19 protein-coding genes and 1 pseudogene are annotated in these 21,312 nt (G+C 64.5%); 16 read left to right on the top strand and 4 right to left on the bottom strand.

The window, feature by feature from the left end; genetic code table 11:
* Window positions 1–270: 270 nt before the first annotated feature.
* Window positions 271–876, bottom strand: coding sequence for a YdeI/OmpD-associated family protein (locus tag IM725_RS03810; RefSeq protein WP_193779249.1), 606 nt, complete (start codon window positions 874–876; stop codon window positions 271–273).
* A gap of 175 nt (window positions 877–1,051) precedes the next feature.
* Between IM725_RS03810 and IM725_RS03805 the strand changes: the two genes are divergently transcribed.
* From IM725_RS03805 to IM725_RS03785, 5 genes are all read left to right on the top strand, one after another.
* A complete protein-coding gene (locus tag IM725_RS03805) occupies window positions 1,052–1,519 on the top strand; it encodes a spore coat protein U domain-containing protein (protein WP_193779248.1) in 468 nt (155 codons plus the stop codon).
* A gap of 61 nt (window positions 1,520–1,580) precedes the next feature.
* Window positions 1,581–2,048 (top strand): spore coat protein U domain-containing protein, encoded by a 468-nt coding sequence (locus IM725_RS03800; RefSeq protein ID WP_193779247.1) that lies wholly within the window; start codon window positions 1,581–1,583, stop codon window positions 2,046–2,048.
* 31 nt (window positions 2,049–2,079) lie between these two features.
* Window positions 2,080–2,580: a spore coat protein U domain-containing protein gene (locus IM725_RS03795; protein WP_193779246.1), complete on the top strand. Its 501-nt coding sequence runs from the start codon at window positions 2,080–2,082 to the stop codon at window positions 2,578–2,580.
* Between the two features lie 45 nt (window positions 2,581–2,625).
* A complete protein-coding gene (locus IM725_RS03790; RefSeq protein WP_193779245.1) occupies window positions 2,626–3,387 on the top strand; it encodes a fimbrial biogenesis chaperone in 762 nt (253 codons plus the stop codon).
* A 103-nt stretch (window positions 3,388–3,490) separates the two neighbouring features.
* Window positions 3,491–5,824 carry a fimbria/pilus outer membrane usher protein gene (locus tag IM725_RS03785; RefSeq protein ID WP_193779244.1) on the top strand — a complete coding sequence of 778 codons (2,334 nt, stop codon included), beginning with the start codon at window positions 3,491–3,493 and terminating at the stop codon, window positions 5,822–5,824.
* On the opposite strand, the gene IM725_RS03780 is transcribed toward IM725_RS03785, so the two are convergent.
* Window positions 5,821–6,306 (bottom strand): hypothetical protein, encoded by a 486-nt coding sequence (locus tag IM725_RS03780; RefSeq protein ID WP_193779243.1) that lies wholly within the window; start codon window positions 6,304–6,306, stop codon window positions 5,821–5,823. The genes IM725_RS03785 and IM725_RS03780 overlap by 4 nt on opposite strands.
* A 483-nt stretch (window positions 6,307–6,789) precedes the next feature.
* Here IM725_RS03780 and IM725_RS03775 point away from each other — a divergent pair, with 483 nt between their 5' ends.
* From IM725_RS03775 to IM725_RS03735, 9 genes are all read left to right on the top strand, one after another.
* Complete coding sequence (locus IM725_RS03775; RefSeq protein ID WP_193779242.1) at window positions 6,790–7,734, top strand: ice-binding family protein; 945 nt, start codon at window positions 6,790–6,792, stop codon at window positions 7,732–7,734.
* 33 nt (window positions 7,735–7,767) lie between these two features.
* A complete protein-coding gene (locus IM725_RS03770) occupies window positions 7,768–8,937 on the top strand; it encodes an OmpA family protein (RefSeq protein ID WP_193779241.1) in 1,170 nt (389 codons plus the stop codon).
* 1,075 nt (window positions 8,938–10,012) lie between these two features.
* The gene (locus IM725_RS03765) at window positions 10,013–10,252 is read left to right on the top strand and encodes a hypothetical protein (protein ID WP_193779240.1); all 240 of its coding nucleotides are present in this window, start codon (window positions 10,013–10,015) and stop codon (window positions 10,250–10,252) included.
* Complete coding sequence (locus tag IM725_RS03760; RefSeq protein ID WP_193779239.1) at window positions 10,249–10,347, top strand: potassium-transporting ATPase subunit F; 99 nt, start codon at window positions 10,249–10,251, stop codon at window positions 10,345–10,347. The genes IM725_RS03765 and IM725_RS03760 overlap by 4 nt, the downstream gene beginning before the upstream one ends.
* On the top strand, window positions 10,344–12,140 hold the full coding sequence (kdpA, locus tag IM725_RS03755; RefSeq protein WP_193779238.1) for a potassium-transporting ATPase subunit KdpA: 1,797 nt from the start codon (window positions 10,344–10,346) through the stop codon (window positions 12,138–12,140). The genes IM725_RS03760 and kdpA overlap by 4 nt, the downstream gene beginning before the upstream one ends.
* A 112-nt stretch (window positions 12,141–12,252) precedes the next feature.
* Window positions 12,253–14,313 (top strand): potassium-transporting ATPase subunit KdpB, encoded by a 2,061-nt coding sequence (gene kdpB / locus IM725_RS03750; protein WP_227753551.1) that lies wholly within the window; start codon window positions 12,253–12,255, stop codon window positions 14,311–14,313.
* 11 nt (window positions 14,314–14,324) lie between these two features.
* Window positions 14,325–14,906, top strand: a complete 582-nt coding sequence (gene kdpC, locus IM725_RS03745) for a potassium-transporting ATPase subunit KdpC (RefSeq protein WP_193779236.1) — start codon at window positions 14,325–14,327, stop codon at window positions 14,904–14,906.
* Window positions 14,903–17,599: a DUF4118 domain-containing protein gene (locus IM725_RS03740; RefSeq protein ID WP_193779235.1), complete on the top strand. Its 2,697-nt coding sequence runs from the start codon at window positions 14,903–14,905 to the stop codon at window positions 17,597–17,599. Before kdpC ends, IM725_RS03740 begins: the two co-directional genes overlap by 4 nt.
* Window positions 17,600–17,602: 3 nt before the next feature.
* The gene (locus tag IM725_RS03735; RefSeq protein ID WP_193779234.1) at window positions 17,603–18,295 is read left to right on the top strand and encodes a response regulator; all 693 of its coding nucleotides are present in this window, start codon (window positions 17,603–17,605) and stop codon (window positions 18,293–18,295) included.
* Between the two features lie 224 nt (window positions 18,296–18,519).
* Here the strand turns inward: IM725_RS03735 and IM725_RS03730 are convergent.
* Window positions 18,520–18,750: pseudogene (locus IM725_RS03730) on the bottom strand (tyrosine-type recombinase/integrase); the annotation flags it as partial.
* A 162-nt stretch (window positions 18,751–18,912) separates the two neighbouring features.
* A complete protein-coding gene (locus tag IM725_RS03725; protein ID WP_193779233.1) occupies window positions 18,913–19,143 on the bottom strand; it encodes a hypothetical protein in 231 nt (76 codons plus the stop codon).
* A 550-nt stretch (window positions 19,144–19,693) separates the two neighbouring features.
* On the opposite strand from IM725_RS03725, the gene IM725_RS03720 reads away from it, so the two are divergent.
* The gene (locus IM725_RS03720) at window positions 19,694–20,014 is read left to right on the top strand and encodes a hypothetical protein (protein ID WP_193779232.1); all 321 of its coding nucleotides are present in this window, start codon (window positions 19,694–19,696) and stop codon (window positions 20,012–20,014) included.
* A gap of 341 nt (window positions 20,015–20,355) precedes the next feature.
* Window positions 20,356–21,162, top strand: a complete 807-nt coding sequence (locus IM725_RS03715; protein WP_193779231.1) for a COG4705 family protein — start codon at window positions 20,356–20,358, stop codon at window positions 21,160–21,162.
* Window positions 21,163–21,312: the final 150 nt, after the last annotated feature.

Here is a 21,312-nt window from a genome sequence, read left to right as displayed (position 1 = left end):
GGCGGCCTGGAGCCTGTTCGCGCTCACCGTCGCGGTGACGCCCGCGAACGTGTACATGCTTCAGCAAGCGCAGGACTTTCCGGCCCTGCCGCACGCGCTGCTGGTCGCGCGGCTGCCGTTTCAGGCCGCGCTGCTGGTGCTGATCGCCTGGGTGGCTACGCAGTCGCGGGGGGCGCTCCCGGCCTTGACGCTCACCCCGGTGCTTGCGCTGTACCTTGAGCACCACCGCAGCGAACCCACCCCAGGCGCGCGGGCGAACTTGGCCCTCGCTCAACGGGCGCCGCCGCGGCCCTTCGGCTGCCTGTACTGGTTGGCGCGCAAGTTGTCCTTGGCCTTTTCCACAGTCTCGACGATCCGCCGCTCACGGGTGGCCGCTTGCCTGGCGTTGCCAATCCACTCGAGGATCGCCCTGCGGGTCGACGCAGGAAAGGCCTGGAAGTTCGCCTGAGCGGCAGGCACCCGCTCCAGCGCATTCCCGAGGTCCTGGGGGATGGCGCCTGCCTCCACGCCATCGATGCGGGTCCAACTGCCGTCTGCGCGGGCAGCCATCACCTTGGCCAGGCCCGCAGGCTGCATCCGGCCGCTGGCGATGAGAGCCTCGACGCGCCGCTTGTTCAGCGCCGACCACGCGCTTCCAGCGCGCCGGGGCGACAGCAAGCGCATGGACCGCTCGGCGTCCAGGCTCCGCGGCTGGCTGTCGACCCAACCGAAACACAGGGCCTCCTCGACGATGTCCTCGTAGGGTACGTGGAGTTCTGGCCTCGCCGCCTTCTTGAAGCTGACCAGCCAGATGCTCTCGCGGCGTTGGTGATGCTTCTGTAGCCATTCCCGCAGCTCGCCCCGGCTTCGGATCTCGATACGTTGGAAGTCCTGCATGGCTGGCTCCATGCAGATGTCAGGCCACTGACTCGCTGGCGAAACAAATCATGATTAAAATGTCACATTTAGACGCAATCACAGGACGTTTCCTTCAGCAATCGTAAGGCGTTTTCTTAAGCCTCGTGCCTTTTGCCGGTCCCGTCGATTTCCACCTAAAGACGCAGTTTTCCAGATGGTCGACCTCCGTATTTCCCAGCTTTCGGCCGTTGCCTGGATAGCCATGGCTTGTGGGATCGCCTCAGCGGACACGCAATCGATGAGCGTCAACGCATCGGTTTCAGCCATCTGCAAATTCAACAGTGGGCAGACGCCCGTGCTTGCCTTTGGGGCTATCGACCCGTCGGGCACCACCAACGCCATCGCGTCGACCACCGTCCTGTACCGCTGCACCAAGGGGACAGTGGCGTCCGTGTCATCCGCGGTCACTGGCACCCGGACCCTGACCGGAAGCGGCACCGCGGCCGGCGATTCGATGAGCTACACCCTGTCGTTCACGTCCGGCAATGCCGGCACCGGTACCGGTTTCGGTTCCGGCCAGGACCTCGCCCTGGTGCTGGCCGGCACCATCACCCCCGCGAATTACCAGAACAAGACGGTCGGGCCCTATGCCGACAACGTCACCTTGACTGTCACCCCCTGAGTTTTCTTCAACCCTCGCGCTCCCTTGACGGATGTGCGCCAACTTGATGATGAGTAGTTCCATGACAACCTTCCCGATCCAAAAACTCGCCTTGGCCCTGGTCCTGGCCTGTGCTGCAGGCGCTGCCCTGGCCGATACGCAGTCGCTCAGCGTGACCGCGTCCATCACGGGCGTGTGCAAGTTCAACAGCGGCCAGACGCCCGTGCTGGCGTTCGGGGCCATCGACCCCTCGGGCACCGCCAATGCAACGGCGTCGGCCAGCGTGCTGTACCGCTGCACCACCGGCACGTCCGCGAGCGTGTCCAACGCCGTCACCGGTGCGCGGACCCTCCAGGGCAGCGGGACCGCGTCCACGGACACCATGGCATACACCCTGGCGTTCACCTCGGGTGGCACGGGCACGGGCAAGGGCTTTGGCGCGGGCCAGGACCTGACCCTGGTCCTGGGGGGCACCATCACCCCCACCGACTACCAGAACAAGACGGTTGGCCCGTACGCGGACACCGTCACGCTGACCGTCACGCCCTGATCCTGCCGCCAGGATCGAGCCCATGTGTCGCATGGTTGTCCCGGACGGGGCCGGTTTACTGCTGCGCGCGTCACGGCGCGGGGGTCTCCTCACTCCCGGGGCGCGTGCCGCGGCGGTCTCGCTCCTGGCGATTGCGTGCCTGGTCGCGCCACCGGCCTACGCGCTGAACGGGACCTGCACGTTCGAGGCCAAGGGGCTGGCCCTGAGCTTCGGTACCCTGGATCCTTCCAGCAACACCACGGTCACGGCGCCGGCCGCAGCCGCCACGCTGCATGCCGACCAGGTCGGCAGTTGCAGGGGCGTCACCATGATGTTCAGTGCGGACAACGGATTGAACTTCAACGGCTCCCGCCAGATGACGAACGGGACCGACTTCATTCCTTACAGCATCACGTTGCCCGCGAGCCAACCCGCCCCCGGCAACAACAAGTGGATCACGCTCATCATCAACGGGAGCGTGCTGGGCGGCAGCTACCAGAACGCGTCCGCCGGCAATTACAGCGACACCGTCATGATCACGGTCAGCCCGTGACGTCCCGCTGAGCTCATCTCAAGATTGCGTCGGATGGAAATGAGGATGAAAGGATGGCGAGGCTGGCTTGCCGCTGGCCTGACCGTGTCGGCCTTGATCAGTTCGCCGGTTCGGGCGTCCGAATTCTCGGTGGCGCCCGTGCGCCTGGAACTCAACGCCACGCTGCGCAGTGGCGCGCTGGTCGTGCGCAACGACAGCCAGGAGAGCATCGGCTTTCAGGTGGACGCCATGGAGTGGACCCAGGACGCGCAGGGCGCCGACCGCTACACCTCTTCGAACGACCTGATCTTCTTTCCCAAGATCCTGAGCGTGGAGCCGGGGCAGGAGTCCGTCATCCGGGTCGGTGCCCGCAAGCCGGTGGTGCAAGCCGAAAAAACCTATCGGCTCTTCATCCAGGAAATGCCGAAGCCGAACGCTCTCTCGCAAGCCACAGGCCCCGGCGCGCAGGTGAGTCTGCTGCTGCGATTCGGAGCGCCGATCTTCGTGACGCCCGTGCAGGCGACGGATGACGCCGAACTGCAGGTCGCGTCCCTGGACAAGGGCGTGCTGAAGCTGTCGGCCCACAACACGGGCAACAGGCACCAGGTCATCGAGGGCATCCATCTCCGTGGCCTGGGAGCCGACGGCAAGGAGCTTTATGCGATGACCTTGGCCGATCGCTACCTGCTCGCCGGTACCACCAAGGCGTTCAGCACGACACTGGATGCCGCGACCTGCCGCGCTCTGGCGTCGATCGAGGTGACGCTGAAGACCGACAGGCTCAGCCGCGTCCGCAAGCTGGATGTCAGCCGTGCGGACTGCCCCTAAGCGCTGGCTCTCGTCCCTCCGTCCTGTCGCCGCGGTCGCGCTGGCGGTGGGTGCGACGCTCCCCCCGGGGGCGCTGGCGCAGGATGCGCCCGCTGGCCCGCCGGTGGCCTCGGTACAGCCCGAGGAGATGGTGCTGCGCGTAACGGTGAACAGCGAAGACAAGGGAGACCGCTTTGTCAGCCGGACCGCGGGTGGTGATTTTATGGTGCGCGAAGACGACTTCAAGGCCCTGGGGATCCAGCCGGCCGCCGCCGCCACCGCCGTGCTGAACGGCGACCGCTACGTATCGCTGCGGTCGATCCAGGGCGTTCGCTACAGCTTCGACGCCCGCGCGCTGACGCTCGCCATCACCGCGGACCCCCGCCTGCTGCCGGTGCGCGCGCTGGGCTCGCCGACGGGGCCCGGCCGCGGCTTTGTGCCGCACGAGAACAGCGGATTTCTCAATTACGCGCTCGACACCCAATCCGGCACCGCACTTCAGCGGGCGCTCTGGACGGGCACCCTGGAAGGCGGCTGGCGGCAGGGCGACGACCTGTTCGTCAGTAACGGCGCGACGACCCAGTCGCCGGACGGTGGGCACAGGTTCGTGCGCCTGATGTCGAGCGCGACGCGGGACGAACGCGACACCCTTCGCCGGTGGGTGGTGGGCGACTTCTTCACCCCTTCGCGCGAGTTGGGCAACGGTGTGAACCTGGGCGGCCTGAGCCTCTCCAAGCTGTACGACCTGAATCCCTACCTGGTGCGGTTTCCCACCCAGACCCTCAGTGGCCAGGTGGCGCTGCCCAGCCAGCTCGAGGTCTACCTGGATGGCCAGAAGATCCGCTCCGAAACCGTCAGCCCGGGGCAGTTCCAGCTCACCGACATCCTGGCCTACAACGGCGCGCGCAATGTGCAGGTGGTCCTGCGCGATTCGTTCGGCCGTACCCAGACGCTGGACTATGCGTTCTACTTCAGCGACCGCCCGTTGCAGGCCGGCTTGCACGAATACAGCTACAACCTCGGCGCGTTCCGTCGGCGGTACGGCCTCGAAAGCGACCGCTACGGCAAACCCGCGTTTTCACTTTTCCACCGCTATGGCTTCACCCGCGCGCTCACCCTTGGCGTCCGCGCGGACGGGGCACCCGGCTTCGTGAATGCCGGTCCGTCGGCGACGCTGGTCCTGGGACGCTGGGGCGTGGCGAACCTGGCGGCAGCATTCAGCAGAGCTTCGGGCCTGCAGGGTTCGGCCACCTCCCTGGGCTACAACTTCCAGGGGGCGCGCTGGAACCTGGGCTTGTCGTTGCGGCGTGACCAGGGCAACTACGCCGTGATGGGCGAGCCGCCTACGCTGAGCAACCGCCGGTATGAAGGCAACGCGAGCCTGGGCTATACCCTGCCGAAGGAAGGCGGCAGCATCACCCTCAGCCAGTCGGTGATGGCCACCGACCCGGCACGCAGCAGCGCCCCCTCGGGCTCGGTCGCCTTCCTGGCACTCACCCCGCAGCGCGTCTCGTCCATCGCCTACACGCGTTCCATCGTTTCCGGCCGCGTGTCGCTCACCGCGAGCCTCACGCGCACGCGCGACACCAGCCGGCGGACCGAGGCGTTCGTTGGCCTGACCTATTTCTTCGACCGCCAGTACACGGCGAATGCCAACCTCCGCCAGGACGGTGATCGCCATTCCGAAGTCCTTCAGTTCATGCGGAACCAGCCGATCGGCGAGGGCCTGGGCTACCAGCTCACGGCCGGGCGCTCGGCCGACGCCAGCGGAAGCAGTACGACGCTGCTGTCCCAGGCCCAGTACAACGCACCCGCAGTGATTCTGCGCGCGGAGTACGATGCCTCACGGTCTCCGCTGGGCCCGACCGCCACGACCGAGCGGCTTTCTGTGGCCGGCAGCGTGGCGTACGTGGGCGGTGAAACGGCACTGGGCCGTCCCTTGACCGACAGCTTCGCGATCGTGCGGGTCGGCGAAGTGCCTGGCGTGAAGGTGATGGCGGCCGCGCAGGACATCGGCATGACCGATGCGCACGGCCGGCTGCTGGTGCCGAACCTGAACGCCTATTTCGACAACCAGATCTCGATCGCGCCCGAGACGGTGCCCATCGACTACGAGATCGCCGCTACCTCGAGGACGGTGTCCCCGTCCGCCCGCAGCGGTGCGATCATCGATTTCGAGGCGAGGAAGATCCAGGCCTTCAGTGGTCTCCTGAAGTACGAAGCGGGAAGCGGCACCGTGCCCCTGGTGTACCAGTCGCTCACGCTGCTCGCGGGTGGAAAGTCCGTCCAGCTGCAGACCGGAAGGGAGGGCGAGTTCTACCTGGAGAACATCGCGCCCGGCACCTACCGCGCGAACGCCATGGTGGAGGGGCGGCCCTGCCCCTTCGAGATCGTGATCCCCAGGAGCGGGGAGACCTTCGTCGACCTGCCGGACTTCGTGTGCCGGCTCCAGCCCTAGAGCGGAACGACGGACACCTGGAACGGCCAGGGGTAGACGCCCTGCTGCACGCCCTGGGCGAGTTCGAGACGGAAGCCGATGTCCAGCAGGCTCTGGTTCATGCCGCGGCCCGGGGTCCTGAGCGTGACCCCGCCGCCGCCCGCGCCCATCTGAACGTCCGAGCCCAGGCCGCTGACGCGCACCTGGCGCACGAAGTCGCCTTCGCCGGCGAACACCAGCATGTAGCCCGGCGTGTTGTTCTTCACCGCCAGTCGCAGCCGGGACGGCAGTTCGACATAGCCGCGTTCGATATCCTTCGCGGTCAGGACCACGGTGGACGGCTGGGCCAGCACTTGCACGCTTGCGTGGGGAAGGATGGTTGCGCTCACCGGGACCGTGAGGCTGTCAGCGAGGGCCGGCAGGGGCGCATGCAGCGCGCCCAGGACGACTGCTGCTAACGCGTACGCCGAGGCCTCGCTGAACCTATTTGTATCCGACTTCATCCCGTTCTCCCCCAGGCAGGTTGATCGCCCGCATGCAGAGACTATGTTTCGCCGGTGCAGCTCGTGTAGGTCTTATGCCTATCGAAGCTAGGTAAAAGGCGCCATACCTCGCATTCAACCTTAGGCTACGCAAGAGCCTCCGGAAGACATCTTGATGCTGGGATGCTTGCAGGCAGCATCGATAGTTGAGTTGACCTGTGTCAAACCCGGGTCAACCGGGAAGCAATTTCTCAACGATGTCAGGCGTCGCCCGGCGGTGAGTGCCGGTGCGGCCTTGATGAGATCTCTTCATCGAGGGGTGACCTTCCGGGAGCTGGCTGGTGAACGGGCATCCATCTCCCCAACGGTGCGCCAGCGTACAGACGAATCACAACCGCTGACCTAAGCTGTCCTTCTGCCCTGAACGCCGACCAAGTGCCGTTCAATGGACACCCCCTCCATTCGCAACTCTGCGGATGCCGGTTCTCTTGCCTCAAGGACTTCATGTATCCCTCTTCTTCACACGCCGCGCGATCTCTCGCGGCTGCCTTGCTCCTGTGCACGGTCGCCGCCTGTGGCGGTGGTGACCGTGATCCCGTTCTGGGCTTCGACGGCTCGGCATACCCCGCCCTCAACACTCCTCTTGCCCCAGCGACGCCGGGTGTCACTCCTGCGTCACCTGCGGTGTCGTCTGTCGTCGCGTTGGGTGGTGCTCTGCCTTTCGGTGCCTTCGGTGGCTCCGCAGGTATCACGAACCAGGGCGTCAGTACCGTCATCAACAACGGCGCCATCGGCACCACGGCGGCTTCGACCTTGGTGACTGGCTTTCATGACGCAGGTCCTGGCTGCACCTACACAGAGACCGGAAGCAACATTGGCAGCGTTCAGGCTGGCGTGTTCACAGCAGCTCCGCCGCCGACTGTCAACTGTCCTACCGAGGGCACAGCATCGACAGCGGCCACTGCCCTTCAGGCTCGTGCCGATGCGCTGGCCGCCTACAACGCGCTCGCGGCAAAGCCACCGGGCCCCGCCGCAGGCGGCGGAACGGGTAACCTCGCCGGGCTCACGCTTGCGCCGGGCACTTACACCTCGGCCCCCGGGTCCTTCATGATTCAGGGCGGTGATCTGACGCTGGACGGGCAGGGCGATCCCAATGCGGCATGGGTCTTCCAGATGGCGTCCACGCTGACGGTCGGTGGCCCCGGTGCGGCCTTTCCCGCCAACGTGATCCTGGTCAACGGTGCGCAGGCCAAGAACGTGTTCTGGCAGGTTGGCAGTGCCGCGACCATCAACGCCGCAGGTGGGGGCATCATGGTCGGGACCCTGATCGCCCAGCAGGGGGCCTCCGTATCGACGCCGGGCAACGCAACGCTCGCGACCATCGATGGCCGCATCCTCTCACTCAATGCCTCCGTGACCATGGTCAACACCGTGATCAACGTTCCCTGATCCAGCTCGGCACTCGACACGAAGGAAAAATTCATGACGTTCAAATCAAAATCACCGATGGTCCTCGTCGCGGCTGCACTCGCACTCGTAGGGCCCCTATCCGTAAGCGCACAGCCTGCGGTTTCCGGGGGCTGGTATGCCGGTGGTAGCCTCGGTCGAACACGCGTCACCATCGACGATGCACGCATTACCAGCGGGCTCGGCGGCGAAGGGCTGGGCACCACAGGCATCCAGAATCGGGACAGCGGCAACGGGGGCAAGCTGTTCGGTGGCTACCAGATCAATCCGTACTTCGGGCTGGAGTTCGGCTACTTTGACCTGGGGAAGTTCGGCTACACCGCGTCTTCTTCTCCCGCCGGATCTCTGACCGGCGAGATGCGCGTCAAGGGCTGGGATGCCGACCTTGTCGGCACCCTGCCGCTGATGGAAAAACTCTCAGCGTTCGGGCGCGTTGGCGTGACCTCGACGCGGGTCACCGATCAGTTCAGCGCGACTGGTGCTGCACGCATCCCCTATGCAAGCGCTACGCCCAGCCAACGTTCGACCGGCATCAAGTACGGCATTGGCCTGAACTACGATCTGACTGAGCGCCTGGCCGTACGCCTCGAAGGTGAGCGCTATCGCATCAAGGACGCAGTGGGCAACCGCGGCAATGTCGACATGGTGTCGGTCGGGCTGGTCTATCACTTCGGTGTGTCGCCGGCATCGCGTCCTGTCGCTGCGGTTGCCGCGTCGCCAAAGCCGATTCCACTGTCTGCTGCGGCGATCCCCCAGGCGACTCTCCCGCCACCGCCGACGGTGCCAGTGGAACCCCTGATCCTGTCGCGGGTCAGCCTATCGGCCGATTCTCTTTTCGACTTCGACAAATCGGCCTTGAAGCCGACTAGCCAGCGATCGCTGGACAAGCTGGCGAACGATCTCAAGGAGGTCCAATACGACACCGTGCAGGTGACTGGCCACACGGACCGAATCGGATCGCCGCGCTACAACGCGTCGCTCTCATACCGGCGGGCGGCGGCCGTGAGGAACTATCTGGTACAGACAGGCGCCGTGCCGGCACAGAAGATCGTGGTGAGCGGGGAGGGCGAGGCTCATCCAGTGACTGAAGCGCAGTATTGTCGCGGCAGGGCACCGACCCCGGCGCTGATCGCTTGTCTGGCGCCCGATCGCCGGGTGGATGTGGAGATCCACGGAACGCGCTAGAAGTGGAGCTGAAGGCCCTCGCTTGCATTTGCGACACGGACGATCTCCGCGACGTTCTGGCGGGACTGACACTCACCGCCTTGGCCATATCCCAGGTCAGCGCGTCTGGCTCAGGAGGAAGCACTGAACCTTATCAACTTGATGACGGTCGAGCAAATGCGCAAGCTTCCCTAAGTCAACATTGCGGAATCGATTCGTCACATCCCTTAGATTTCGTCCGACTCTGATACTGAGAAGCCGCTACATCAATATCCGCGGGTTAGACGCGGACCTCAATAGCATACGGTCGCCTGGGTCAAAGCACTGCGCGGCCTGCTAAAGGCTACGTGAAGCGTCTCAAGGCGAAGAAATCTGAGTCGCTCCGCGAACAGTGTCCGCTTTAGGTCGGAAGCAGACGCCCGATCTACTTGCCTCGTGACTGACTGCTTCGCAGCGATTGCCGACGCTGGTGGCCGGCAGACGTACTTACGCTGACCGGCACCAAGCGGCCGTTCAGCTCTGCGACCGACGCTGTCTCGAATGGCCGCTGCTTGGGTGCACCGGTTGTAGGCCAATCACAAGGGGACTCGCGACGCCAAAGGCACGCGACCCATTCTGGAACATCCCGTGATCAGCGCGGATTGCTGGTGTCGCCCAGTGAATTCCGTCCCGGCTGGGGCCAGACAGATCCTCTTCTAGATCAAAGTCGCCTTGGTCCGCCGATGCAAAGTTCCAAATCGCAAGCATTGTCCGCGAGCTGAAGGCGGGTTCGAAGTGACCACATCTACTTCGGCTTCAGCGGCGGCTTCTAAACAAGCAGGCACCCCAAGGTCTAGGTTGAACGTGGTCTACGCATGGTGAGTTCCTCATGAAGTTGGAAGCACCATGCTCTATAGCGGCAATCGAAACGGAACCGCCACCCAAGCCCTTACAGCAACACGCCGCAGGGGCGACCTAGATCAAGCGGCAACTTTTACGCAGCCAGCCGGCCCGGCTAGCCTAGTCCTTGAGGTCCTCTCCGGCAGGGCCGTGGAAAGGAGTACTCAGGCTCCCGTTCGCTGTCCCAACCATGGGTCAAGCACAGCCGAATTGTTCGTTGGAAAAAGCGGCCCGCCGTCTCGCAACCGGCAGATTTTTATGCTTTCTTTGCGGGACGCACCGCGATCTTTTCAGCTTTTTTCTGCGATCGCACCGAGACTTCCTTCCTGCTTCATCACTTGGAGAAACGGTCTTGGACGCAATCTTCCTCATGGCTTCAGCCGCTCTGTGGCTGCTGATGGTGGCGATGGCGTGGGGTGTCGATGCCCTGCAGCGCAAGGGCGTGAGAAGCGCATGAATACCGCGCATGTGATCTACGGATTCGCCGGCTTTCTCACGGCGGCACTCATGGCCTATCTGCTGTGGGCCCTGCTGTTCGCGGAGGACCTATGACATCCGAAGCTTGGATGCTGCTTGGTCTCTACCTGGCCGTACTCGTCGCGCTCGCGCTGCCTCTGGGCCGATTCATCGCGAACGTGATGGAGGGAAAGCTGGCGTGGACCCGTCGCGTGGAGGCGCCCCTCTTCCGCCTGTGCGGCATCGATGCCGGCGCGGGAATGAGCTGGCTGCGCTACGCAATGGTCGTGCTGCTGTTCAACGGCCTGGGTGTGCTGTTTCTCTACCTTCTGCAGCGCCTGCAATTCTGGCTGCCGCTGAATCCGCAGAAATTCGAGGGGCTGTCGCCCGACCTGTCCTTCAACACCGCCATCAGTTTCGTCACGAACACGAACTGGCAGGCGTATGCCGGTGAGAACTCGATGAGCTATCTCACGCAGATGCTGGGACTGACCGTGCAGAACTTCCTGTCGGCCGCCACCGGCATCGCCGTAGCCATCGCCCTGATCCGGGGCCTGGCCCGGCACTCATCCGCGACCGTGGGCAATGCATGGGTCGACCTTTGCAGGGCCACCTTGTGGATCCTGCTTCCCATCTCGTTCGTGATCGCCATCGTCCAGGTACAGCAAGGCTCGGTGCAAAGCCTCGACGCCTACCAGGAAGCCAGGACGCTGGAGCCGGTCAGGTACCAGGAGCCCAGGCTCGGGGCGGACGGGCAGCCGGTGAAGGACGCCAAGGGGGAGATCGTCCTCGAGGACAAGTCCACGCAAGTCCAGATCCTGCCGATGGGCCCGGTCGCCTCACAGGTTGCGATCAAGATGCTTGGCACGAACGGAGGCGGGTTCTTCAATGCCAACAGCGCGCACCCCTATGAGAACCCCAGCGCCCTCACCAATTTCGTGCAGATGCTGGCGATCTTCCTGATCGGTGCCGCCCTGTGCTTCACCTTCGGCCACATGGTGGGCGATCGTCGCCAGGGCTGGGCCGTCTTCATTGCCATGGCGCTGATGTTTGTCGCAGGTGACATCGCGACAACCCATTACGAACAGCAGGCCAACCCGCAGTTCGCCAGCCTGATGGTCGACCAGGCGGCGAGCCCCGGCCAGCCGGGCGGAAACATGGAAGGCAAGGAGGCGCGCTTCGGCATTGTGCAGACCGCGCTCTTCGCCACGATCACCACGGATGCGTCTTGCGGCGCCGTGAATGGCATGCACGACAGCTTCATGCCCCTGGGCGGCATGGTGCCCCTGGTCAACATCCAGCTCGGCGAGGTGGTCGTCGGCGGCGTGGGATCCGGCCTGTACGGCATGCTGGTGTTCGCCATCCTTGCGGTCTTCATTGCCGGGCTGATGATCGGGCGGACCCCGGAATACCTGGGCAAGAAGATCGAATCGTACGAGATGAAGATGACGTCGATCGCGATTCTCGTGACGCCACTCCTTGTCCTGGTCGGCACCGCTGTCGCCCTCATGACAGAAGCAGGTCGCGCCGGCATCGCGAACCCCGCGGCGCATGGCTTTTCCGAGGTGCTGTATGCATTCAGCTCGGCAGCCAACAACAACGGGAGCGCGTTCGGCGGGCTGTCCGCGAACAGCCCGTTCTACAACGCGGCCCTGGCGATCGTGATGTGGCTCGGGCGCTTCGGGATCATTGTCCCGGTGCTGGCCATGGCGGGCTCCTTCGCCGCAAAGAAGCGCATTCCTGTCGGGCCGGGAACGATGCCCACGCACGGATTGCTGTTCGTCGTGCTGCTGGTCGGCTGTGTCGCCCTGATCGGGCTGCTGAACTACGTGCCTGCCCTGGCCCTGGGCCCGGGTGCGGAACACCTGATGCTGTACGGCGGAAAGTGAGGGCCCCATCATGAACAACAACGACTCCCTTGCCGGCGCGCCGGCTTCCGCACAGCCCGGGGACGCCCATGTGGCCGCCATCCTCAGGAACCAGGAACGCCAGCTGCGGCTCATGGACCCGGCGCTCGTGAAGCCGGCCCTGCTGGCCAGCATCACCAAGCTCAAGCCCGGTGTCCAGCTCGCGAATCCCGTCATGTTCGTGGTCTACATCGGCAGCATCGTCACGACGCTGCTCTGGGCCCAGTCGCTGCAGGGCGGCGGTGATGCACCCGCCTGGTTCACCTTGAGCGTGGCCATCTGGCTCTGGTTCACCGTCTTGTTCGCGAACTTTGCCGAAGCCCTCGCCGAAGGCCGAAGCAAGGCCCAGGCGGCCAGCCTTCGCAGCCTGAAGAAGGACACCTGGGCAAAGCGCTTCGAGGCGAAGCAGGCGGTGCGTTACCACGGGTTGAAGTGGCTGCCCTGCCATGCCTCCGAGCTTCGAAAGGGCGATGTCGTGCTGGTGGAGGCCCACGACTTCATTCCCCTGGACGGGGAGGTCATCGAGGGCGTTGCGGCCGTGGACGAGAGCGCGATCGCGGGCGAATCCGCACCCGTGGTGCGTGAAGCAGGCGGTGACTTCTCCTCGGTGACGGGCGGCACGCGGGTGCTGTCCGACTGGCTGGTGGCGCGCGTGAGCGTCAATCCTGGTGAATCCTTTCTCGACCGCATGATCAGCATGGTGGAGGGCGCCAAGCGCAAGAAGACGCCGAACGAGATTGCGCTGACCATCCTGCTGGTGGCGCTCACCATCGTCTTCCTGCTCGTCACCGTCACCCTGCTGCCGTACTCCATGTACGCGGTCGACGCCATGAAATCCGGCACCGTGGTCACCATCACCGCCTTGATCGCATTGCTGGTGTGCCTGATCCCGACCACCATCGGCGGCTTGTTGTCGGCGATCGGGGTGGCCGGCATGAGCCGGATGATGCAGGCCAACGTGATCGCCACCTCGGGACGGGCGGTGGAAGCGGCGGGCGATGTCGACGTGATGCTGCTGGACAAGACCGGCACCATCACGTTCGGGAATCGCCAGGCCTCCAGCTTCCATGCCGCACCGGGTGTGCCTGAGGAGGACCTCGCCCGGGTGGCGATGGCCGCTTCACTGCCGGACGAGACGCCCGAGGGCCGAAGCATCGTGGAGCTGGCGCGGCGCATGGACGTGGCGCTGGGCTCCATCGAGGACGCCGTGTTCATTCCATTCTCGGCACAGACCCGCATGAGCGGCGTGGACATCCCGCAGCACGCTGCCATGCCCCGGGTGCTTCGAAAGGGCGCGGTTGACGCCATCCGCAGGCATGTGGAAGCCCAAGGTGGCGCCATGCCGGCCGAGGTGGCCCGGGTGGCGGACGAGATCGCGCGCCGCGGCAGCACACCCCTGGTGGTCTGCGAAGGGCATACGGTGCTGGGCGCCGTGGAGCTCAAGGACGTGGTCAAGAGCGGCATTCGCGACAGGTTCGCAGAACTGCGCCGCATGGGGATCAAGACCATCATGGTGACGGGTGACAACAAGCTCACGGCTGCGGCGATCGCAGCGGAAGCGGGCGTCGACGACTTCCTGGCGGAAGCGACCCCCGAAGCGAAGCTCAAGCTGATCCGTGAATACCAGGCGCAGGGACGCCTGGTGGCGATGACCGGTGACGGCACGAACGACGCGCCTGCGCTGGCGCAGGCCGACGTGGCGGTGGCGATGAACAGCGGTACCCAGGCGGCCAAGGAGGCCGCCAACATGGTCGACCTCGATTCCGACCCGACCAAGCTGCTCGAAGTCGTCGAGACGGGCAAGGCGCTGCTGATGACGCGCGGCTCGCTCACGACCTTCTCCATTGCCAACGACATCGCCAAGTACTTCGCGATCATCCCGGCGATTTTTGTCACGACCTATCCGCAGCTCTCGCAGCTCAACGTCATGCACCTGGCGAGCCCCCAGTCGGCCATCCTCTCCGCCGTCATCTTCAATGCGCTGGTGATCTTCGCGCTCATCCCGCTGGCGCTGCGGGGCGTTCGCTACCGTGCCATCGGCGCGGCGAGCCTCCTGAGGCGCAACCTCGCCATCTACGGCGTGGGAGGCATCGTCGTCCCGTTCATCGGCATCAAGGCGATCGACCTGGTGCTGGCAGCAACGGGCATGGTCTGAAGGGAATCGTCATGAACATCAAGTCCGAGATTCGTCCCCTGGTGCTGCTCTTTGCCGTACTGGCCCTGGTCACCGGTGTGCTTTACCCTCTGGTGGTCACAGGTGCGGCGCAGGCGCTCTTTCCCAGGGAATCCCACGGCAGCCTCATCGCAGGCAAGGACGGCCGGGTGATCGGCTCGGAGCTGATCGGGCAATCCTTCAGCGATCCGAAGCATTTCTGGAGCCGGCCGTCAGCCACTTCGCCGCAACCCTACAACGGCGGCTCGTCCGGCGGCTCGAACCTCGGCCCTGCCAACCCGGCGCTCGCGGATGCCGTGAAAGGGCGCGTTGAAGCGCTGCGCGCCGCAGACCCGGGGAATACGGCGCCCGTCCCGATCGACCTGGTGACGGCTTCCGGCAGCGGGCTGGATCCCCACATCAGCGTGGCAGCCGCGAACTACCAGGTCCGTCGTGTCGCCAGGGCCCGGGGCCTGCCACCGGCCCGCGTCCAGGCGATCGTGGATGCCAACACCGAGGGACTCCTCATGGGTTTCCTGGGTGAGCCGCGCGTGAACGTGCTGCGCCTGAACCTTGCACTGGATGCGATGCAGTGAGCGACACACGCCCGGATCCCGACGAATTGCTGGAGCAGCTCCGGCGGGAAGAGGGCCGCGCGAGGCAGGGGCAGCTGCGGATCTACTTTGGTGCCAACGCGGGGGTGGGCAAGACCTTTGCCATGCTGGCTGCCGCACAGCGTGCGCTCGGCGCCGGACACGATGTGGTCGTCGGCCTGGTGGAGACACATGGCCGGGGTGAAACGGCGCAGCTGGTGGAGGGCCTGCCGCAACTGCCGCGACGGCAGCTGGCCTATCACGACCGCGCCATCCCGGAGTTCGACCTCGATGCCGCGCTTGCACGCAAGCCGGAGATCCTGCTCGTGGATGAACTTGCGCATTCCAATGTGCCGGGCTCCAGGCATCCCAAGCGCTGGCAGGACGTCCGGGAGCTGCTGGATGCCGGCATCGACGTCTGGTCCACCCTGAATGTGCAGCATCTGGAGAGCCTGAATGGCACGGTGGGTGCAATCACCGGGATCCGGGTGAATGAGACGGTGCCCGACGCGGTGCTCGACGATGCCGATGAAGTCATCCTGGTCGACGTCACGCCGGATGAACTGCTGCAACGGCTGAAGGCCGGTAAGGTCTACCTGCCCCAACAGGCGGAACGCGCCGCCCAGAACTTCTTCCGCAAGGGCAATCTCATCGCCTTGCGTGAGATGGCGCTGCGGCGCACCGCGGAGCATGTCGAGGAGGATGTTCGCAGCTGGCGTGTGGAGCAGTCGAGGAGCCTGCCGTCGTGGAACACGTCCGGCGCCATCTTGGCCTGCATCGGGCCCGGCGAGGGCGCAGACCAGACCGTGCGAACCGCCGCACGGCTGGCGAACCAGCTGAATGTGCGCTGGCATGCGGTGCATGTGGAGACACTGGGCTTGCGCAAGTTTCCCCAGCACCGGCAGGACCGGCTGCTCGCCGTGCTGAAGCTGGCGGAGGACCTGGGGGCCACCACCGAGGTAATCGCAGGTGATGACCCGGCCACTGCCCTGGTCGAACATGCGCAGCAGATCAACTGCGCCATCCTGGTCGTGGGAAGGAGCCGGCCGCGGCCTTCCTGGCGATCCTGGGCCGCGCGGCCGACCCCTTCCCGCATCGCCGAACTCGCGCCCGGCCTGGACCTTGTCCTGGTGAGCCAGACCCAGCGCGTGCGAAAGCTGGGCGCCGTCGTCCAGAGGCAAGACATCGAAGGCGACCAGGCCGGGCGCTGGCGCGCGGCCTTGCCGGGGTTCGCCTGGGCGGCAGCTGCGTGCGTGGCCATCACGGCGGTGGCCACCTTACTGGCGCCATTCCTGGAGCTGACCAACATCGTGATGCTGTTCCTGCTGGGTATGGTGGCGGTGGCGTACCGGTTTGGCAGCGGTGCGGCCGGCCTGTCGGCGGTCCTGAGCGTTGCCGCGTTCGACTTCTTCTTCGTGCCCCCGCGGTTCACCTTTGCTGTTTCGGATGCCCAGTACATCGTGACATTCGTCGTGATGCTGATCGTGGGGCTCCTGATCGGGCAGCTCACCGCGGGACTTCAATTCCAGGTCCAGGTGTCGCGCACGCGCGAGCGCCGTGCCCAGCTTCTCTTCGAACTGACGCGGGATCTCTCGGCAGCGCTCCTGGTGGAGCAGGTGGTTGCATTGGGTGAGGCTGCGGTGCAGCGCCAGTTCGGCGGCCGTGCCGTCGTGATGGTGAGCGACGCGCACGATCGCCTCGCGCTGCCAGAGAAGTTTCCGGAACAGTTCGACCCCAGCGTGGCGGACTGGTGCTTCAACAACGGACAGCCCGCGGGCTATGCGACATCCACGCTGGGTGCCCAGAGCTGGCACTATGCGCCGCTGAAGGCGCCGATACGTGTGCGGGGCGTGCTTGCGCTCAAGCCGGCTGATCCGGCAGCCCTGCTGGCGCCTGACCAGAAGAAGCAGCTCGACACCCTGGCCCGGCAGGTCGCCATTGCCCTGGAACGCGTGCACTATGTCGACATCGCGCAGAAGGCCCTGGTCGAGATGGAGTCCGAGCGGCTGCGCAACGCGCTGCTGGCGGCCATTTCCCATGACGTGCGGACGCCGCTGACTGCGTTGATCGGCATCGCGGAGTCGCTGCTGCACTCACAGCCGCCGCTCTCCGAAGCGCAGGCGGCGGCCGCGGCGGCCGTCTCCGGGCGGGCACGAGACCTCAATACGATGGTGAGCAATCTCCTGGACATGGCCCGGCTGCAGAGCGGCGCCGTCAACCTGCGCCTGGAGTGGGGTTCCGTGGAGGAAGTCGTCGGCTCATCGCTCCGCGCCGTGGAGCATCTACTGCCGCAGGCCGATGTCATTGTCAGCATCCCCCCGGATCTGCCCCTCGTGGAATTCGACGCAGCGCTCCTGGAGCGTGTGATCGTGAACTTGCTGGAGAACGCCGCGAAGTATGGGCAGCCCCCCGTCGAGCTCGAGGCCCATGCGACCGCTCACAGCCTGGTGCTCAAGGTGCGCGACCATGGGGCAGGCTTGCCGGGCCAGCTGGCGGGCCATGAGGGGGAGCTCTTCGACAAGTTCAAGCGCGGCCAGAACGAGTCATCGACCCACGGCGTCGGCTTGGGCCTTGCCATCACGAAGGCCGTGATCGATGCGCACAAGGGCTCGATCTCGGCCCGGAATGCATCCGGCGGCGGGGCCCAGTTCATCGTCACGTTGCCGCGGCGGCCGCCGCCCGCCATGCCTGAGTGACCCATGCGAGCCAATCTTGCCGTCATCGTTGAAGACGACCCGGGTATCCGCCGCTTCGTGCGCACAGCCTTGGAAGCCGAAGGCTGGCGTGTGGAAGAGGCAGGCACCTTGCAGGAGGGAGCCCGCGCCGTCGAATCCCACGAGGTGAATTTGCTCCTGGTCGATCTTGGCTTGCCGGACGGTGACGGCATCGAACTGATTCGTCAGGTTCGCGGCAGGTCGTCGGTTCCCCTCATTGTGCTTTCAGCCAGGGCCGGTGAGCAGGACAAGATCGACGCCCTGGATGCGGGGGCCGACGATTACCTCACCAAGCCATTCGGCGTGGGCGAAATGCTGGCGCGGGTTCGCGCAAACCTGCGGCGTCCGCGGGCGGGCCTCGAGATGGAGGCGGCGGGATCCTTCCGGTTTGGTGACGTAGAGATCGACAGGGAGGCGCGCATCGTCCGGCGCGGTGGCCAGGATGTCCATCTCACACCCATCGAATACAGGCTGCTGTCCATCTTGGTGGCTAATGCAGGACGCGTGCTCACCCATCGGCAACTGCTGCAACAGGTGTGGGGAGGGCCACATGCCGAGCAGACGCATTACGTGCGCATCTACATGGGGCATCTCAGGTCGAAGCTCGAAGCCGACCCCGCGAAACCCAGGCACCTGCTGACTGAAACCGCGATCGGGTATCGACTGATTGCAGACTAGGTAAAGCAGAGCGTTCAGCGATGTCGTTTTCGATGGCACCCGCAGCAGGCAGCCGAGACTTTGATTAAAGCGCATGCTTTCCCACGTTTAGCAACCGTCGGAACGTTCTCGAACCCTCTGCATCGAGCAGCTTCTATCCGAGAGTGTGAGGTTGGCTCAGGACCTCACAGCAGTCGTGCGTGATTCGCCGCCCCGTTCACCTGTAGGGGCATCCGCCCCGTCGATCAGATCTCGGTCTGCTCAGAGATTTCCAGAGCATCGTCGACCTCGATCCCGAGGTACCTTACCGTCGACTCCAGCTTGGAGTGCCCGAGAAGCAATTGAACCGCGCGCAGATTCTTGGTTCGACGGTAGATCAGAGTCGCCTTTGTACTGCGCATTGAGTGTGTACCGTACTCAGCGCGGTCCAGGCCGAGCTCGTGGACCCAGTGCCCGAGGATTCGGGCGTACTGCCTGATCGGTGGCGGCGGGACCTCTGTTCCGTCGAATGAGCTGTTCCACAACCCACCGGCGTGCCGGGTCATTGTTTCGGTGGGTGAAGTGGACGCAAAGACCGGAAGAACGGTTCAATCCCGGATGGGTGACCGACTAGGGAATCGGAATCGCCGGGAGTTCATTCACACGTCTGCGCGTAGGAGCTGCACGCAGGCGGCCTCGCTCTCGTCGGGCTTGATGGCTGCTAGCGCGACGCGAGGGAAGTAGTCGATCGCCAGGTGAACAGTTTCCCAGCCAACGCCGCGGGTTCGGTGCGCCCTGGCCGGTGATGCGGTGCCCCCGCCCTTGGTGTGGTCCAAGCGCTTGGTCTCCAAGTGCAGCAGCTCGCCCGCGCTCTCGCGTTCGAAGCGCATCACCGACACCGGCGACTGCAGCGCATCCAAACGATTCAGCTCGGTGCGGGGTTTGTGGCGTGCTCCGGGGGCATGCTGCGCCCGCTTCGGCGGCGGCGCGCCATAGCGGCATACGCCCGCGCCGCCGCCATCAACGTCCGCAAGCAGTGTCCGAATACAGGCTGAATCTTCACAGGAGCGTCACGTTAGCCATGCACATTCCGCAGCTCTAAAGCGCAACAACGATGCTCAATTTTTTCCTATGGAAGGTCGGGCGAGCCGCTCGGCCGGAACAATACGAAACTGATTACTTGGTGCTGACGGGTGCCTTGCGACGCCTTTTGGCCAAGTGGCCGTCCCATGTTGCGAAGCGAAGCTTTCCAGCATCTTCCAAGGCCTATCTTCGGCTTCGCATTCAGCAGCGGCTGGGACTTCCGCTGCGATTGCCCGCAGTGCTTCTCAGCGAACTCAGTCACGAAATCGCGCAGCAAGTGGAGCTGGATGTGCGGCAAGCCGCAGTACGATGCATGCGCCGTTGCCCAGCCGAAGCTGTTCACCCTGGGATGCCCGTATGCAACTGAAGAAGAGCATCCTTGGGCACGAGGAACTGCTTCCGGGCTCTCGTGCTCTTTCCCTGCGAGAGCGTGCCGTGCTGTTCTTCGTGGTCGGCGAGAAGACCGTTACCGAGATCGAGGCGGCTCTGGGGGCAGGATCACGCGAGCTGATCGATCGGCTGCTAGCTGCGGGCTACCTGGAGCAGGTTGAGGTGCGGCAAGAAGCTCTACAAGTTGCTGAATCTGCAATCTCAAGCGTCGAGTCAGCAACGCGGGTACCTATTGGACCGACCTGTGAGCAGACGATCGCTAGCTGGAGTGCGTATGTACCTCTTTGATGTTTGCGAGCGCACGTTCGCACGTGTGCCCGTTGTGGCCGAGCGGTTTCGGGAGCTGTTGCGGAACGCGCGAGACCGCGACTCTATGCTGGTCGTAGCCGACGAGATGCTGATTGAAATTGAAACCCGCGCCGGGTCTGACCGGGCGGGGAACGTACGAATGCGAATCCACGAGTTGCTTCCCGCGTCGGAAACTGAGGAGTCCTTTTGACGTCCGACGGTCCTTGCTTCGATCGAGCAACACTCTGCTCTGCAACTGGCAGCGATGCCCGGACGACTCGTGGACCTACACACAGCCGCGTGATTAGCTCCGTATGATCCCGACAAGAAAGGGCTAGCTTATGTCTTATGAATCAGCTCGCGTGACGGAACATCAATCAGAAATTCAGTCGGCTGTGAGTAAGGTGCCTGCGGTCACCTTGGGCTTCTGGATCGTCAAGGTCGCGGCGACCACCTTGGGCGAGACGGGTGGCGACTGGGTCACGATGTCGCTGAACCTGGGCTACCTCGTCGGGTGCGCGATCTTCACCGCGATTTTCGTTGCGCTCGTGGCCGCCCAAGTCAGGTCCGACCGATTCCAGCCGGTCTTGTACTGGGCAACGATCGTCGGCACCACGACATTGGGCACCACCGTCGCTGATTTCGCGGACCGCACACTCGGCCTTGGCTATCCAGGGGGCGTCGCTCTCGTGGCCGCCTTGCTGGCCTTGAGCCTTGGCGCCTGGTACGCGTCCGAGCGAACAGTGTCGGTTCAGAGCATCACAACGCCGAAAGCGGAATGGTTCTACTGGGTCACCATCTTGTTTTCTCAAACGCTGGGCACCGCGCTGGGGGACTGGTCGGCCGACGAAGATCTGGGCGGATTGGGTCTTGGGTTCGAGATCGCCGCACTGGTCTTCGGTGCAGGCCTGGTGGTTGTCGCTATGCTTTACTTCTGGACTCGCATCTCGCGCACCGCGCTTTTTTGGTCGGCGTTCATTCTTACCCGCCCGCTGGGTGCGACCTTGGGTGACCTCCTGGATAAGCCTGTATCGCAGGGGGGACTGCATCTCAGTCGTTTGTACGCATCTGCGGCTCTGCTGCTCTTCATGACGGGCTGTGTTTGGATGTTTCCCCAAAGACCTGCCACCAAGGGTGCCCCAGGCTGAATCCGGTTCGGTGGGATGATGCGCCGCCTGCTTCGAGCATCCCTTGCATAAGCTCAAGAGCGTCGCTTGGTTTCGCGGGGTGAAGCGCTTCGGCCGCTTGGCCGCTTCGCCCCTCGCTCGATGACGCGATAAGAAGCAGAAGCAGTAAAT

The organism is Ramlibacter aquaticus, assembly GCF_015159745.1.
Lineage (GTDB): Bacteria > Pseudomonadota > Gammaproteobacteria > Burkholderiales > Burkholderiaceae_C > Ramlibacter > Ramlibacter aquaticus.
This window is presented reverse-complemented; position numbering and strand designations above follow the sequence as displayed.

Bases quoted from the DNA above. Each gene is read 5' to 3' on its own strand.
- IM725_RS03715 (WP_193779231.1), top strand. From the start codon at position 20,356: ATGTCTTATGAATCAGCTCGCGTGACGGAACATCAATCAGAAATTCAG.
- kdpB (WP_227753551.1), top strand. From the start codon at position 12,253: ATGGACCCGGCGCTCGTGAAGCCGGCCCTGCTGGCCAGCATCACCAAG.
- IM725_RS03735 (WP_193779234.1), top strand. From the start codon at position 17,603: ATGCGAGCCAATCTTGCCGTCATCGTTGAAGACGACCCGGGTATCCGC.
- kdpA (WP_193779238.1), top strand. From the start codon at position 10,344: ATGACATCCGAAGCTTGGATGCTGCTTGGTCTCTACCTGGCCGTACTC.
- IM725_RS03800 (WP_193779247.1), top strand. From the start codon at position 1,581: ATGACAACCTTCCCGATCCAAAAACTCGCCTTGGCCCTGGTCCTGGCC.
- IM725_RS03795 (WP_193779246.1), top strand. From the start codon at position 2,080: ATGGTTGTCCCGGACGGGGCCGGTTTACTGCTGCGCGCGTCACGGCGC.
- IM725_RS03770 (WP_193779241.1), top strand. From the start codon at position 7,768: ATGACGTTCAAATCAAAATCACCGATGGTCCTCGTCGCGGCTGCACTC.
- IM725_RS03760 (WP_193779239.1), top strand. From the start codon at position 10,249: ATGAATACCGCGCATGTGATCTACGGATTCGCCGGCTTTCTCACGGCG.
- kdpC (WP_193779236.1), top strand. From the start codon at position 14,325: ATGAACATCAAGTCCGAGATTCGTCCCCTGGTGCTGCTCTTTGCCGTA.
- IM725_RS03775 (WP_193779242.1), top strand. From the start codon at position 6,790: ATGTATCCCTCTTCTTCACACGCCGCGCGATCTCTCGCGGCTGCCTTG.
- IM725_RS03725 (WP_193779233.1), bottom strand. From the start codon at position 19,143: ATGCGCTTCGAACGCGAGAGCGCGGGCGAGCTGCTGCACTTGGAGACC.
- IM725_RS03805 (WP_193779248.1), top strand. From the start codon at position 1,052: ATGGTCGACCTCCGTATTTCCCAGCTTTCGGCCGTTGCCTGGATAGCC.
- IM725_RS03780 (WP_193779243.1), bottom strand. From the start codon at position 6,306: ATGAAGTCGGATACAAATAGGTTCAGCGAGGCCTCGGCGTACGCGTTA.
- IM725_RS03720 (WP_193779232.1), top strand. From the start codon at position 19,694: ATGCAACTGAAGAAGAGCATCCTTGGGCACGAGGAACTGCTTCCGGGC.
- IM725_RS03790 (WP_193779245.1), top strand. From the start codon at position 2,626: ATGAAAGGATGGCGAGGCTGGCTTGCCGCTGGCCTGACCGTGTCGGCC.
- IM725_RS03810 (WP_193779249.1), bottom strand. From the start codon at position 876: ATGCAGGACTTCCAACGTATCGAGATCCGAAGCCGGGGCGAGCTGCGG.